The organism is Vibrio sp. zbq_1 (genome assembly GCF_043102935.1).
GTDB lineage: Bacteria > Pseudomonadota > Gammaproteobacteria > Enterobacterales > Vibrionaceae > Vibrio > Vibrio parahaemolyticus.
On sequence record NZ_JBICJH010000029.1, the window covers coordinates 14454 to 27056 of the forward strand.

General features: G+C 46.3%; 12 protein-coding genes. 7 read left to right on the forward strand and 5 right to left on the reverse strand.

Features of this window, described 5'->3' with window-relative positions; genetic code table 11:
* Together ACF8CV_RS13860 and hemE are read left to right on the forward strand one after the other, a co-directional pair.
* Nucleotides 1-744 (forward strand): hypothetical protein, encoded by a 744-nt coding sequence (locus tag ACF8CV_RS13860; RefSeq protein ID WP_138938607.1) that lies wholly within the window; start codon nt 1-3, stop codon nt 742-744.
* A 304-nt stretch (nt 745-1048) separates the two neighbouring features.
* Nucleotides 1049-2116 (forward strand): uroporphyrinogen decarboxylase, encoded by a 1068-nt coding sequence (hemE, locus tag ACF8CV_RS13865; protein WP_005456478.1) that lies wholly within the window; start codon nt 1049-1051, stop codon nt 2114-2116.
* Between the two features lie 219 nt (nt 2117-2335).
* Here the strand turns inward: hemE and ACF8CV_RS13870 are convergent, their stop codons facing one another.
* Together ACF8CV_RS13870 and ACF8CV_RS13875 are read right to left on the reverse strand one after the other, a co-directional pair.
* Entirely contained in the window at nt 2336-2908 is a 573-nt protein-coding gene (locus tag ACF8CV_RS13870) for a uracil-DNA glycosylase family protein (protein WP_138938608.1), read from the reverse strand.
* Nucleotides 2909-2914: 6 nt separating this feature from the next.
* The gene (locus ACF8CV_RS13875) at nt 2915-3838 is read right to left on the reverse strand and encodes a D-2-hydroxyacid dehydrogenase (protein WP_021452323.1); all 924 of its coding nucleotides are present in this window, start codon (nt 3836-3838) and stop codon (nt 2915-2917) included.
* A gap of 66 nt (nt 3839-3904) precedes the next feature.
* Between ACF8CV_RS13875 and ACF8CV_RS13880 the strand changes: the two genes are divergently transcribed.
* Nucleotides 3905-4492, forward strand: a complete 588-nt coding sequence (locus tag ACF8CV_RS13880) for a YjaG family protein (protein WP_005456454.1) — start codon at nt 3905-3907, stop codon at nt 4490-4492.
* A 58-nt stretch (nt 4493-4550) separates the two neighbouring features.
* Here the strand turns inward: ACF8CV_RS13880 and ACF8CV_RS13885 are convergent, their stop codons facing one another.
* Nucleotides 4551-5678 (reverse strand): CNNM domain-containing protein, encoded by a 1128-nt coding sequence (locus tag ACF8CV_RS13885; protein ID WP_005456452.1) that lies wholly within the window; start codon nt 5676-5678, stop codon nt 4551-4553.
* Between the two features lie 253 nt (nt 5679-5931).
* Here ACF8CV_RS13885 and hupA point away from each other — a divergent pair, with 253 nt between their 5' ends.
* Together hupA and ACF8CV_RS13895 are read left to right on the forward strand one after the other, a co-directional pair.
* Nucleotides 5932-6204, forward strand: a complete 273-nt coding sequence (hupA, locus tag ACF8CV_RS13890; RefSeq protein ID WP_005433627.1) for a nucleoid-associated protein HU-alpha — start codon at nt 5932-5934, stop codon at nt 6202-6204.
* A 39-nt stretch (nt 6205-6243) separates the two neighbouring features.
* Nucleotides 6244-6942 (forward strand): DUF1481 domain-containing protein, encoded by a 699-nt coding sequence (locus ACF8CV_RS13895; protein WP_171055986.1) that lies wholly within the window; start codon nt 6244-6246, stop codon nt 6940-6942.
* A gap of 88 nt (nt 6943-7030) precedes the next feature.
* On the opposite strand, the gene purD is transcribed toward ACF8CV_RS13895, so the two are convergent.
* A complete protein-coding gene (gene purD, locus ACF8CV_RS13900) occupies nt 7031-8320 on the reverse strand; it encodes a phosphoribosylamine--glycine ligase (RefSeq protein WP_138938610.1) in 1290 nt (429 codons plus the stop codon).
* A gap of 154 nt (nt 8321-8474) precedes the next feature.
* Nucleotides 8475-10067 carry a bifunctional phosphoribosylaminoimidazolecarboxamide formyltransferase/IMP cyclohydrolase gene (gene purH / locus ACF8CV_RS13905; protein WP_138938611.1) on the reverse strand — a complete coding sequence of 531 codons (1593 nt, stop codon included), beginning with the start codon at nt 10065-10067 and terminating at the stop codon, nt 8475-8477.
* Between the two features lie 265 nt (nt 10068-10332).
* Between purH and zntR the strand changes: the two genes are divergently transcribed.
* Nucleotides 10333-10731, forward strand: coding sequence for a Zn(2+)-responsive transcriptional regulator (zntR, locus tag ACF8CV_RS13910; RefSeq protein ID WP_138938612.1), 399 nt, complete (start codon nt 10333-10335; stop codon nt 10729-10731).
* Between the two features lie 165 nt (nt 10732-10896).
* Nucleotides 10897-12465 (forward strand): lysine decarboxylation/transport transcriptional activator CadC, encoded by a 1569-nt coding sequence (gene cadC / locus ACF8CV_RS13915; RefSeq protein WP_005497594.1) that lies wholly within the window; start codon nt 10897-10899, stop codon nt 12463-12465.
* Nucleotides 12466-12603: the final 138 nt, after the last annotated feature.

Below are 12603 nucleotides of genomic sequence, written 5' to 3' on the forward strand. Positions count from 1 at the left end.
ATGAAGAAAACGTTATTGTCGTTATTCATGGTGTCCGTCAGCTTTGCCGTGGTCGGTGAAGAAGCTCGTTACACCATGGACGACTTAAAGGCATTGAACAGCTCTAAAAATTGGAACGAGCTATTAGCGCATGCGGAAGATATTCGTCCATCTCAACGTAATAGCGAGTGGGAAAGCCTAGTTCAAAATGCGGCGTTGGGAGGGTTTGAACACTATGTCGCATCTGGAGCAAAAGATGATGCGATTGGTCTGGGTCAGCAGTTAATCCTATCTTACCCATTTCTCTCTCAATCTAAGAGTTTTACTCAGCAGTTCTCGAAAGAGCTGGTGCCTGCAGCACAACCATGTATTCAATATGCGATAGAGGGATGTGTGGAAAATTATGGTCAGCTTCTTAGTACCTTGGCACCAAGCGCTGAGGTGAGTTACGAAGAAGGAACCAAAGTTTTCCAGAATGTCTCGAAGTCACTGTCGGTTCCTTTTTTTGCAGCAGCAGTGCAGCAAGCTGAGAACTACTGTGCGGATGAAAACGTCGCAAATGCGTTGCTCTACACCTTGGATAGACCAAATAATACCAACTTCGCTTTGGCGAAAGAGGTTGCTACACAAAGGTGTGCTAACACCGCACTAACAAACTTTGAAAATTACATTATTGAGTCGCAAACCGTAAGAGAAGCTCTTTGCCCGACATATTTGTCTAAAGGACATGTAAAAGGGTTAATGAAAAAAGTTTGCCAGTCATAACTGCTCGTTCTTAAAGCCACCGCAAGGTGGCTTTTTAATTTATTGAAATTTAGGCAAAAAAAACCCTCCGAGAGGGAGGGGGTAAGTAAGATGTCGTTATGAGATGCTGAGTACCGAGTACTCAGTTTATAATTGTAGTTTTCGCTAGCGAACAAATTTTTAACACTGATGCGGATTGTGTGCAAATTAAGCATTGATTTAAAAGTTAATAACTTGATCCAGGTTGCAAAGCACACAGCTATTGGCCTTAAATCAGTGATAGAATACCCCCTTTCAAAGAAAGCCTAACAATTGGAACTACGGAATGACTGAATTAAAAAATGATCGTTATCTGCGTGCGCTTCTTAAAGAGCCGGTAGATTACACGCCAGTATGGATGATGCGTCAGGCAGGTCGTTACTTACCAGAATACAAAGCTACGCGTGCTCAAGCGGGCGATTTCATGTCTTTGTGTAAGAATGCGGAGCTGGCGTCTGAAGTAACTCTTCAACCACTACGCCGTTTTCCTCTTGATGCAGCGATCTTGTTCTCTGACATCCTAACTATCCCAGATGCAATGGGTCTGGGTCTGCGTTTTGCTGCTGGTGAAGGTCCGGTCTTCGATAACCCAATTACTTGCAAAGCCGACGTAGAGAAAATCGGTCTGCCAGATCCAGAAGGTGAACTGCAGTACGTAATGAATGCCGTGCGTCAAATCCGCAAAGATTTGAATGGTGATGTACCTCTAATTGGTTTCTCTGGTAGCCCATGGACGCTTGCGACTTACATGGTTGAAGGTGGTAGCTCTAAGGCCTTCACGAAGATCAAGAAGATGATGTACGCAGAACCTCAAACTCTGCATCTTCTACTGGATAAGCTAGCAGATAGCGTGATTGACTACCTAAATGCACAAATCAAAGCCGGCGCGCAGTCAGTTATGGTATTTGATACATGGGGTGGCGTTCTGACTCCTCGTGATTACAACCTGTTCTCATTGCAATACATGCACAAGATAGTGGATGGCCTGATTCGCGAAAATGACGGTCGTCGCGTACCTGTTACGCTATTTACTAAGAATGGCGGTATGTGGCTAGAGCAAATCGCAGCAACGGGTTGTGATGCGGTTGGTCTAGACTGGACGATCAATATTGCAGATGCGAAAGCGCGTATCGGCGATAAAGTGGCACTGCAAGGCAACATGGATCCATCTATGCTTTACGCTTCACCTGAGCGTATCCGTGAAGAAGTAGCGGGTATCCTAGAAGGTTTTGGTGATGCTGGTACAGGTCACGTATTCAACCTAGGTCATGGCATCCACCTAGATGTGCCGCCAGAAAACGCGGGTGTGTTTGTTGAAGCGGTACATGAGCTATCTAAGCCTTACCACAAATAATCTCGATTTATTGAAATCCAATACCGGCCATCAGTGCCGGTATTTTTTTACCTGAAATTTGAATTGTACAGCTTAGTAAGCATTTGGCCTGTCATGATCTAATTACTATCTAAGCTGTACAATAAGAATTAAAGTCAATTATAAACAATGACTTAAGTTTATGTTGTTTGTGTTTCAATTTTCTTATTCAGATTAACTAGCAATTAGATCATCGGTAACTCAAAGCATCGAGTGAACGCGGTGTTGGATATAGGGAACGACTTCCGACTCAAACCATGGATTCTTCTTTAACCACAGCGTATTGCGTGGGGAAGGGTGAGGTAGAGGAATAAACTCAGGTTCCCAATCTTGCCATTGCTGAACGGTTTGCGTGAGAGTTTTGGGCTTGTTGGTGAGGTAGTACTGCTGAGAGTACTGACCAATAAGCAGAGTCAACTCTATATTGGGGAGCTGTTCGAGAATCTTTTTGTGCCATGTAGGAGCGCACTCTTTTCTCGGTGGCAGATCTCCCGAGTTACCTTTACCCGGATAGCAGAATCCCATTGGTACAATGGCAATTTTATTCGGGTCGTAGAACACGTCTTTGTCGATATCAAGCCATTGGCGCAGTCGGTCACCACTTGGATCATTCCAAGGTATCGAAGTGCTGTGGACTTTTGTTCCTGGCGCTTGGCCAATAATCAGAATGCGTGCGTTTTTACCGGCTTGAACCACAGGGTTGGCTCCGAGAGGTAAACTCTCAGCGCAGATTTGGCACGCGCGCACTTGTTGGAGTAGATTCTCTAGAGACATCAATCTTTAATACCCTTTCTCGAAATCCACTTGATTGTTTAATGAGAAACCATCGCGCCAAAGTCGGTAATTGTCGGCAAAAATGTCGACCACCTGTTCAGGAAAGCTCAATGCGGCGATGTGTGGCGTGATGGTCACTTGCGGTAACTTCCAAAACGGATGCGCTGGTGGCAATGGTTCTTGCTCAAACACGTCCAAGAAAGCGTGTTCTACCCAGCGATTCTTGATGGCGAGCAACAAGCTGGCTTCATCCAACACATCTCCTCTACCTACATTGAATAATAAAGCTTGGTTGAGATGTTGAAGTGTTTCACGGTTGAGCAAGGCACGAGTATTAGGTGTGCTCGGCAACGTATTAACGACAATATCTGCCTTTCTTAAAGCATTTGCTAGTTCATTGATGTGGAAGGTTTGTGCAAATTCATCATTGGCTGTTGGAATTCCTGTGCGATTAATACCAATCGTGTTAATCCCCATCGCCTGGGCCGTTTGTGCTAGGCATTTCCCAATGCTACCCGTACCGAGAATCACCATGGTTTTGCTTTGCAGTGATGTGTAGAGATGCGGTTGCCACTGTTTGTTTTGTTGTTGCTGGTGGTAGTGCATAAAATGACGATAGTGGCTGATGCAATATCCGAGGACGTACTCTGCGATTAGCGGACCAAACACGCCACGCACATTCGTCAGCGTATAGTCTTGGCGAAATTCTGGGGTAATGAGCGCATTTACGCCCGCATAGGTAGATTGTACCCACTCAAGTTGTGAAAATTCGTCTAATCTTTGTGAGAGTAAAGGAGGATCGGCAAGAACAATGTGTGCCTCTTGCGGCTTGTCCGTAATGTTCAGGTCGGGCAGATTTTTCTCCGCCAATAACGTTTCGTAGGTGTCGCGATGCTCTGAGAGCAGGAAAATCTGATTTGGATGCTGCATTAACTTTTTTCCCTGTGATGAATCAAGTACACTTTCGCTGTTTTTTTCTTCAATGATTGAGTGACTATGCTTAAGAATCCTCTTCAGGTTCGTTTAGAAAAACTAGAACCTTGGCAACAAATTACCTTTATGGCGTGTCTGTGTGAACGCATGTATCCAAACTATGCGATGTTTTGTGAGAACACAGAATTTGCTGAACCGCGTGCTTACCGAGCGATTCTTGATAGTGTATGGGAAATTCTGACCGTTAAGAACGCGAAAGTGAATTTCGAGCGTCAACTAGAGAAGCTCGAAGAATTGTTCCCAAGTGCCGACGAGTATGATTTTTACGGTGTATACCCAGCGATGGATGCGTGTCAGGCATTGTCTACTCTATTGCATGGTCTGTTGGATCGCGACTACCTTTTCGATTCAATGCTTAAAGTGAGCCAACAGTCGGTACAAACCGTTGCTGATTTAGAGCAAGCACAGGGCAGTGAGCCAATCACAAACGACAATCAAAAAGAAAATGAAGCCGTATGTGAAGAGTGGGATGTCCAGTGGGCAATCTTCCGTCCGCTGCGTGAAGCAACGGAACGTGATATCAACTTGATCAAAGACTTGCGTGAAGAACTACGCGAAGAAGCCGTGAGCAACATCGGCATCGCACTGTAATGTGAAAGCGAATATGAAAAAGGCATCCCGGGGGATGCCTTTTTTGTTGGAAACGTGGTTACGATTCTTTTGAGTCTGGTTTTGTTGGCTCTTGTGTTTCTGGCTCAACGTTTTGTTTTTCTAACTCTTCGTCGTCGTCATCGCGGCTTTCGATTACACCGTGCATTTCTTTCCAGCTTTCCCAGCGTTGGTAGGCCAGTTCTTGCATGTCGGTGCTCTTGTCGGCTTCGTCGATGATTTCTTCACCAACTAAGTGCTCAAAGATGTCTTCAAGTGTGACAAGGCCAAGAACGGTGCCGTATTCGTCGACCACAAGTGCCAGTTGTAGGCGGTGCGTCATCATTTGATCGAATACTTTTGGTAGCGCTGTATTGTTCAGAACCACTTGGATTGGACGCATGACCGCACCGAGTTGTTTCTGACCACTGCCTGATTGCTGCATCTTAAACAGTTCTAGACGATGCACAAAGCCGATGATGTTGTCTTTCTGCTCGCTGTATACCAGCGGACGTGAGAACGGTGTGTCTTTGTGTTTGTCCAGAAACTCATTAATGGTCATCGTTGCGTCAACGCGGAAGACAACAGGGCGAGGTGTCATGACTTGTGTGACAGGCACATCTTGAATCCCTAGCAGGTTGCTTAAGATTTTAGATTCGCCTTCTGCAAATTCACCACTTTCGCGTGCCAAAATCGCCATCGCAGAAAGTTCATCACGCATTTTTGGTGCTTCGTGGTTACGAGCCAAACGCTTGGTGATTTGCTCTGAAAACCATACAAATGGCGTTAGCGCCCACACCATCCAACGTAGCGATACCGCCGCTGCTGGTGCAAGCTGACGCCAGTACGTTGCACCGATGGTCTTCGGTACGATTTCAGAGAGAACCAAGATCGCCAGTGTGAGCACAGCAGAGAAGATGCCAAGTGCTTCGCTGCCGAATACGACGGCCGCCTGTGCACCTGCTGTTGCTGCACCGATAGTGTGAGCAATAGTGTTTAGAGTCAGAATCGACGCTAATGGGCGGTCGATGTCGGACTTGAGTTTAGATAGCTGCTCAGCAGCAGGATGCCCCTGTTGATTGAGCTGCGCAATGTAGCTCGGACTGATACTCAGTAGTACCGCCTCCAGTACCGAACAGATAAACGAAATGCCGATAGCAATAGAGATATAAATGGATAACAGCAGCATAGTTGCCCTTGAAAGTAGTCTGATAGTTGTTATTTGCAGTGATTATAACCGCAAAAGTGCCTTATTAATTGGTCCAAATACGTAGGAAAGCAAGGGCTTTCAGACCGCATGTGGTAACAAATTGTGAGTTATTACTCATATTATGGCTAAAAGTACGTCAGAAAATCGAAAGATCGCTTACAAACCTTTGCCAGATGGGGCATTTATGCTTTAGAGTGAGACGAATTCGATAACATATGAGAAGGGAAACCTAATGAACAAGACCCAATTAATCGACTTTATCGCAGAGAAAGCAGACCTATCAAAAGCACAAGCTAAAGCTGCTCTTGAAGCGACTCTTGAAGGTGTAACTGGTGCACTTAAAGAGGGTGACCAAGTTCAACTAATTGGTTTTGGTACATTCAAAGTAAACCACCGCGCTGCACGTACTGGTCGCAACCCTAAGACTGGTGACGAGATTCAAATCGCAGCAGCTAACGTACCTGCATTCGTAGCAGGTAAAGCGCTGAAAGAATCAGTAAACTAAGTTAGAATGCACCGAGGTATCCTGCCTCGGTGCAATTTCATGAAAAAACATCTACTCACTTCACTCCTCCTATCTAGCCTTTCTCTTATTGGCTGTTCTTCTGTTGAAACGCCTAATCTAGAACAATTTACCCACTTTTCTGGCGGAAAAACCGCAGGTGACACCAGTAGTTTGTATTGGATGACTGAGCGATTAACTCGAGTCAGTACCGCGGCAGATTACGTCACGATGGGTGATCATGGCTGGTATAAAAGTGATTACCGTTGGGATGAAGGCGAGTTGCGTGAGTTGATTCGAAAAGGTGAGCAAATCGATGCCAAGCAAAGACTGGTGCCTTTTCAAATCCACATCCGCTTTAATAAAGATGGTGAAGCGATTTATCAGCAATATCGCGTAAATCGCAAAGTCTTGCCGTTGCAGCGCGAGCAACTTGATCGATACAAAGCCGAAGCTAATGATGTCGTTGTTGCCATCAAAGAGCAGTCTCGCAACGGGCAGAACCTCGTACAAGGCTATTGGAATGGTCAAGCATTTGAAACCTGCAAAGGGAAAGAATTCTCGACGCTAGAGTTCAACCAAACCCTGCCGAAATTTGTCATCGACCGTTTATCATCGGTCGATAGCTACATTGCCTTTGTTGGTAAAGAATCTCGTAATGAAGTGGTGGTAGACAGCCTCTTGATGCTCAATGATGGCAACTTTGATTGTGTATCACGACCAAAGTTTATCTCTGAGTAAGGCTTCTACGTTTTTACGCTGGATGTGAAAGAACAATAAAAAAGGCGCTGAATGCGCCTTTTGCCTTTTTAGCCAACTGAAGTTGTTATTATTTTTCTTGCTCGCGAGCGATAGCACGGTAGCCGATGTCATTACGATGGAACATGCCATCCCAACTGATCTGTTTTGCTAGCTCGTATGCGCGTTGTTGTGCTTCTGATACGCTGTTGCCCAATGCAGTTGCACACAATACGCGACCACCATTTGTCACGATGTCGCCATCTTGATTGTCTGTACCCGCGTGGAAGACTTTCTCGCCTTCAATTTCAACTTGAGGCAGGCCAGAGATCACATCACCTTTGTTGTACGCTGCTGGGTAGCCACCGGCTGCTAGCACGATACCGATAGATGCGCGTGGATCCCATTTAGATTCCACTTGATCAAGCTTCTCGTCGATTGCTGCTAAGCATAGATCTACAAGATCCGATTCCATACGCATCATGATTGGTTGTGTCTCTGGATCACCGAAGCGGCAGTTGTACTCGATCACTTTCGGAGTGCCATCTTTGTCGATCATCAAACCCGCGTATAGGAAACCTGTGTATGGGTTCCCTTCAGATGCCATGCCACGTACCGTTGGGTAAATGACTTCTTCCATGATGCGATTGTGAATTTCGGGTGTGACCACAGGAGCTGGAGAGTAAGCGCCCATGCCCCCGGTGTTCGGGCCCGTGTCTTTATCACCGACACGTTTGTGGTCTTGGCTGGTGGCCATTGGCAGAACGTTCTCACCATCGACCATTACGATGAAGCTTGCTTCTTCACCATCTAAGAACTCTTCGATAACCACGCGGCTGCCTGCATCGCCAAATGCGTTGCCCGCTAGCATGTCTTTGATTGCGTCTTCTGCTTCTTCTAGCGTCATCGCAACGATTACGCCTTTACCAGCAGCAAGACCGTCTGCTTTCACCACGATTGGTGCACCTTGCTCACGCACGTAAGCAAGCGCTGGTTCAATTTCTGTGAAGTTTGCGTAAGCACCGGTTGGGATTTGGTGACGAGCAAGGAAGTCTTTAGTAAACGCTTTGGAGCCTTCAAGCTGCGATGCGGCTTGGGTAGGGCCAAAGATTGGTAAGCCCGCTTCGCGGAACGCATCAACCACACCAATAACCAATGGTGCTTCTGGGCCAACGATAGTCAGTTCAATCGCCTTCTCTTTGGCGAAAGCAACAAGGCCAGCGATGTCTTCTACATCGATGTTTACGTTCTCTAGTTTTGGCTCTAGTGCCGTACCTGCGTTGCCTGGAGCAATGAAAATAGTCTCAACATTTGGGTTTTGCGCTGCTTTCCAGCCTAGCGCATGTTCACGACCGCCTGAACCAATGATTAAAACTCGCATATGAAAATCCTTAATCTTATAAATACTGTTTACTCAAAGTAGTTGATGATGCGGCTAGGCAACAATTGAGCCCATCCCGGAAACATAGCCAGCTACGTAACTGGGGTGGGCAAAAGCAGTTAACGACGCCACAGTGCCAAATACGATGAGGAAATTAGTGGCGGAAGTGGCGCATACCCGTGAAGATCATCGCCATGCCGTGCTCATCTGCTGCTGCGATAACTTCGTCGTCACGCATAGAGCCACCTGGCTGAATTACGCACTTAATGCCGGCTTCTGCTGCGGCATCGATACCGTCGCGGAATGGGAAGAAAGCGTCAGATGCCATTACGCTGCCGGCAACTTCTAAGCCTTCATCTGCGGCTTTGATGCCGGCAATTTTCGCTGAGTAAACGCGGCTCATTTGGCCTGCGCCCACACCGATAGTCATGTCGCCTTTCGCGTAAACGATCGCGTTAGATTTCACGTATTTCGCTACCTTCCAGCAGAATAGCGCATCTTTAAGCTCTTCTTCTGTCGGTTGACGCTTAGAAACCACTTTAAGGTCGTCTAGTCTTACCATGCTTTGGTCGCGATCTTGAACCAGTAGACCACCGTTGACGCGTTTCACGTCAAAGCCCGTGGTCTTAGTTGTCCATTCACCACACTCTAGTAGACGTACGTTCTTCTTCGCCGCAACGACTTCAATCGCTTCAGCAGAAACAGAAGGAGCAATGATTACTTCAACGAATTGACGTTCAACGATAGCGCTAGCCGTTTCTGCATCTAGCTCTTGGTTGAATGCGATGATGCCGCCGAACGCTGATGTTGGGTCTGTTTGGTAAGCGCGGTTGTACGCTTCTAGGATGTCTTTACCTAGCGCGACGCCACATGGGTTGGCGTGTTTTACGATTACACATGCTGGCTCATTAAACTCTTTCACGCATTCAAGTGCGGCGTCCGTGTCTGCGATGTTGTTGTAAGAAAGGGCTTTACCTTGGATTTGGCGAGCAGTAGAAACAGACGCTTCTTGTGGGTTGGCTTCAACGTAGAACGCGGCAGCTTGGTGGCTGTTCTCACCGTAGCGCATGTCTTGTTTCTTCTCGAATTGTTGGTTGAAGGTGCGAGGGAATTTACTCTCTTGATCACCTTCCTTGTTCTCACCGTAAGATGGAACCATGGTACCGAAGTAGTTTGCGATCATGCCATCGTAAGCGGCGGTGTGTTCAAATGCAGCGATTGCAAGGTCGAAGCGGGTTTCCAGAGTCAGAGACTTGTCGTTGGCGTCCATTTCTGCGATTACGCGGTCGTAGTCTGAAGCGTTTACAACGATAGTTACGTCTTTGTGGTTCTTCGCTGCTGAGCGAACCATGGTAGGACCGCCAATATCGATGTTTTCTACTGCGTCAGCCAGCGTACAGCCATCTTTGGCAACGGTTTCTGCAAATGGGTATAGGTTAACAACGACCATGTCGATTGGATTGATGCCATGTTTTGCCATCACGTCGTCATCTTGACCACGACGACCAAGCACACCACCGTGAACTTTCGGGTGAAGCGTTTTAACGCGGCCGTCCATCATTTCTGGGAAACCTGTGTAGTCAGAGACTTCTGTTACGGCGATGCCTTGTTCGGCAAGTAGGCGTGCTGTACCACCAGTAGATAGGATATCGACACCGCGCTCAGCAAGAGCTTGTGCAAACTCAACAATACCTGTTTTGTCTGATACGCTGATAAGCGCACGGCGAATAGGACGAGCGTTATTCATGCTTCCATTTTCCTCAAATTCACGGAGTTAAAGATGTTTGCCAAAAATGAACTTGTTTTTACCTCTTGGGGTAAAATATTGGCCAGTTTTGGTAAAGACCTTTGCAGGTGTTTTCATGTTTAGAAAACAGTCTCCACATTTGATGGCGCGTATTCTAACCAATTTATTACAAAAAAGCTCGCGCAATCGTTTGGCATCTCAAAAATAATTGCAAAAAAGTCGTTCTTTAGCTTTAAAAGTAACGAGATAGTTAATAAGGAAAGTTATGTTTCAGATAGGTGAGTTGGCAAAACGCTGTGGTGTGACTTCAGATACACTGCGTTTTTATGAGAAAAATGCGTTGATAAAACCCGCAGGGCGAAGCGAATCAGGCTACCGACTTTATAATGGAGAGAATCAAAAGCAGGTGCGCTTCATCTTAAAAGCGAAAGAGCTAGGGTTGAGCTTGGATGAAATAAAAGATCTATTAGAAATTAAGTTAGAGGCGACAGAACACAGTTGTGCAGAGGTAAAAGCCATTACTTCTGCCAAGTTAGAGCTGATCGACGAGAAGATTAATGAACTGACGAAAATTCGCCGTGCTTTGAAGAAGATTAATGATGCGTGCTGTGGCCATACAAACGATGATGCCAGTCATTGTTCTATTCTTGCAGCACTTGAGTAGTCTCATTTTTGCATCACTTAACTTAAGTTTGCATTTTTGGCGGCTTGCTTTTCTAGGTGCACGCCGTTTTCCCACCTATAATCTCGCTTTTGGTCGACTGTGCGAATGTGAAGTTCCATCATTCCTACAGCGATAGCTGTCTGGTAGATACGAGAGTTTTCATACATGGTTGGAGTCTATTTTCAAATCAATGACTGGGTTTTAAGCGTTGATGAAAATAAGCTGTATCGACAAGATAGGGAAGTTACTGTTGAGCCGCGCTTAATTAATCTTTTGCACTTCTTAGCTGAGCATGCAAATGAGGTGTTCAATCGCGAGGAATTGATCCAGTACGTTTGGGCTGGGGCGATTGTGACCGATCAAGTGGTGACTCAGTCCATTTTTGAGTTGCGTAAATTGCTGCGTGACGGTCGGGAAGAAAATACCAGTTACGTCATTACAGTACCGAAACGTGGCTACAAGCTGGTGGCGAACGTGACTCCGATGACGCATGAAGAGTTTGTCGCAAGTCGCCAAAGTGAAGAGGAAGAGAACGCCCCTTTGGTTGAAGAACCAGAAGAAGAGACTCTGCCTATCGCACCTGCCGTTACTTTTCCTGCCGGCCCTCTGACTCGTGCGGTCTGCGAGATGTCGAAAGAGAAAAAGCCCCCTCAGAAAAAAAATAAAATCAGCCCGTGGCGCTTGGGACTGATGAACTTCATCTGGATCAGTGTTTTGGTCGTGGTGATGGGTGTGTTTACCTACAAGCAATCGGAAGTGCGTATTACCCAAGCCATCGATACTCACCTTATCGAATTCAAGTTTCAAGATAACTTCACGAGCGAAGGGTTAAGCTATGACTTGGCAGACGGGTTTGCCCAAAAGTTGATGTCTGACATTGCTCAAGTCAGTGATTACCGAGTCATGCTAAAGAAGGCGTCGTTTACTTCTGGCATTGTGCCTGGTAAATCCGTTGTGGTACGAGTTCGTGAAAATGACGGTGGCAGCTTTTTAGAGGTGGAATATCGCAATAACTCATCTGAAAAGGTGTTGTTTAGTCGTCAATACGCGTTAACCAGTAGCCATTTAAAGACCGTGCTTCAACAAGCATCGTTGGATTTGATGCAAGTGCTGAAAGTGCCGGATGCCAAATTAAAATCTACGATGCTGGTGGCGGGAATGCCCATGAATCCCGATGCCTTGGAATTGTTTGTTCAAGCTAACCATTATCTTAATGTCTCTGATGCCAAGCAGTTTCGCCAAGGCATCGATTTGATGGAAAATATTTTAGAAATCGAGCCAGATAATGCTTATGTTCAAGCTGAATTACTGATTGCTTACCACGTGCAGAAAGTGCTTGATTCGTCTCTCGAACTAAAGAAAGGGCGAGTGCAACAACTCAGCGATGCGCTGGAAACCAACGTGAAAATGATGGTTGGGCCAATTCAACCTCGAATTTATGAAGCTTTGGCCCTACACGAAACCATCGCTGGTGACATGGCTTCAGCCAAGCAGCATCTTGGGCAAGCATTGAGGTTACGAGATTCGGTGCTGTCTTATGTGATTCGTGGTAAGCATGCTGAATTGGATGGTGATCTGGATTTGGCCAGTGAGTCTTACAGCGAAGCTTTTTATATTGATACGTCGGTTGAGACGTACCTGCTGTGCGAAAACTTGGTCTTCCCAAGTAACATGAAGGCGATTGATTACGCCATGTATCGCGCTGTTCACCCTTCTGTCGTTCGAATGCTTTAATTCTCTCGGACTCAAATACTAGCCCCTCATTTCGGTGAGGGGCTTTTTTGTCGCTGTCGAAAAGTGAAAAGGGTGGGGCAATGACGTACGAAGGAGCTAACAACGCAAGCTTGCAACGGGAAAACATATCCGGTTTGC

Bases quoted from the DNA above. Each gene is read 5' to 3' on its own strand.
- ACF8CV_RS13860 (WP_138938607.1), top strand. From the start codon at position 1: ATGAAGAAAACGTTATTGTCGTTATTCATGGTGTCCGTCAGCTTTGCC.
- hemE (WP_005456478.1), top strand. From the start codon at position 1,049: ATGACTGAATTAAAAAATGATCGTTATCTGCGTGCGCTTCTTAAAGAG.
- ACF8CV_RS13870 (WP_138938608.1), bottom strand. From the start codon at position 2,908: ATGTCTCTAGAGAATCTACTCCAACAAGTGCGCGCGTGCCAAATCTGC.
- ACF8CV_RS13875 (WP_021452323.1), bottom strand. From the start codon at position 3,838: ATGCAGCATCCAAATCAGATTTTCCTGCTCTCAGAGCATCGCGACACC.
- ACF8CV_RS13880 (WP_005456454.1), top strand. From the start codon at position 3,905: ATGCTTAAGAATCCTCTTCAGGTTCGTTTAGAAAAACTAGAACCTTGG.
- ACF8CV_RS13885 (WP_005456452.1), bottom strand. From the start codon at position 5,678: ATGCTGCTGTTATCCATTTATATCTCTATTGCTATCGGCATTTCGTTT.
- hupA (WP_005433627.1), top strand. From the start codon at position 5,932: ATGAACAAGACCCAATTAATCGACTTTATCGCAGAGAAAGCAGACCTA.
- ACF8CV_RS13895 (WP_171055986.1), top strand. From the start codon at position 6,244: ATGAAAAAACATCTACTCACTTCACTCCTCCTATCTAGCCTTTCTCTT.
- purD (WP_138938610.1), bottom strand. From the start codon at position 8,320: ATGCGAGTTTTAATCATTGGTTCAGGCGGTCGTGAACATGCGCTAGGC.
- purH (WP_138938611.1), bottom strand. From the start codon at position 10,067: ATGAATAACGCTCGTCCTATTCGCCGTGCGCTTATCAGCGTATCAGAC.
- zntR (WP_138938612.1), top strand. From the start codon at position 10,333: ATGTTTCAGATAGGTGAGTTGGCAAAACGCTGTGGTGTGACTTCAGAT.
- cadC (WP_005497594.1), top strand. From the start codon at position 10,897: ATGGTTGGAGTCTATTTTCAAATCAATGACTGGGTTTTAAGCGTTGAT.